This is a genomic window from Rhodopirellula sp. UBA1907, from assembly GCF_002337565.1.
GTDB lineage: Bacteria > Planctomycetota > Planctomycetia > Pirellulales > Pirellulaceae > Rhodopirellula > Rhodopirellula europaea.
Genome location: NZ_DDGH01000089.1, coordinates 11702 through 12927 on the forward strand (window position 1 = coordinate 11702; position 1226 = coordinate 12927).

The 1226-nt window shown below is 56.4% G+C and carries 1 protein-coding gene and 1 pseudogene; one reads left to right on the forward strand and one right to left on the reverse strand.

Annotated elements, in window-relative coordinates; all coding sequences use genetic code 11:
• Positions 1–668: pseudogene (locus B2R17_RS19370) on the reverse strand (glycosyltransferase family 1 protein); the annotation flags it as partial.
• Between the two features lie 332 nt (positions 669–1000).
• On the opposite strand from B2R17_RS19370, the gene B2R17_RS19375 reads away from it, so the two are divergent.
• Positions 1001–1226: tRNA-dihydrouridine synthase (locus B2R17_RS19375; protein ID WP_286765266.1), on the forward strand; the 226-nt coding region annotated here is incomplete at its 3' end.

The following is a 1226-nucleotide window of genomic DNA, read 5'->3' on the forward strand; positions in this document are numbered from 1 at the left end:
ATCATTTTGAATGACACATGCGGTAGCTTTTTGGCGGCTTCCAGCATGAGCAAAGGACGCTTGTGGAAATCGTCGTAGCGACCAATCCAGAGTACGTCGAATTGCTCTTGGAATGGTTTGGGAGCGGGTGTGGCAAATGGCGGTTGCCAGTCTTTGCGAACAATGGGGTTTCGGGCCAGCAATCCTTCGCGATGAAACATCTGTCTCAGTCGGTCGATTTGCCATTGGCTTTGGCAGACGACGTGATCAGATTGCAGCAACGCATAGCGACGAGCGGAGGATGGTTCGCCGCATTCGTTCCGGTACTCTGAGTCGGTTGCCAATCCGTCCTCCAGTCCTGCGTTGGATCGAACGCAGACGAAGCTTGGCGTGTGTTCCGCGGCCGCGGTTGCCACCACCCGTGAGCTTGAAGAGTTGACCCCGAAACTGATCCAGGCGTCGATGGATTGGTCGATCAAGCGAGGGTCCGGGTGGCTGTCGATTGGATCGCGAGACCGGAATGGTCGTGTCATCGCCAGAAAAGGAATTTGCCACAGCAAGTGCGGTGAGAAGCGTTTGATGCGTTTCGATTCCGTGTCGATGCATTCTCCCACGGCGTGGCGAATCGCTCGAAACCGTCTGACACTGATTTCGAGCTTCACGCCCTCGACTTCAGTGGGCCATGCCACGGTTCCGTTGCGTGGTCGATCGGTTTCCAAAAAGCAGACGGGCTCGATGTCTGGTTGTCGGGAGAGGTGTTGAGCGAAGGTCCACATTGCGGTTTCTAACCCGCCGAACGTCTCGCCGTACCTCTTTGGTGAGGGAGGCTCTGTGATTGAGTTTTCTGCGAGGGCGCCATCAGCGTTGGGGAGCGTGGCAGGCGGAACGATGGCCGGTAGTGCATGCCAAGCGACCAGACCAACGCGAAAAGGCTTTGGATTCATGAACGGGCGATTCGCCAATTTTGCAAAGCGACGATAAACTGAAGTGAAAACAAACCGCCGCGAAAGCCGACCGTCGAATGATTGAAAAAGACGCCACGCCTGTATCTGCCCCTACGCGAGCCGTGCCGCCGCTTCGGATTGGTGATTTGGTCATCGATCCGCCGATTTTGCAGGCTCCCATGGCTGGGTTCACCAACGCTGCGTTTCGTCACATTGTACGTCAATTCGGCGGCGCGGGGCTGCTGGCGACCGAAATGGTCAACGCTCGTGGGTTCGTTTGGCTGGACGAAAATGAAGCCGAAC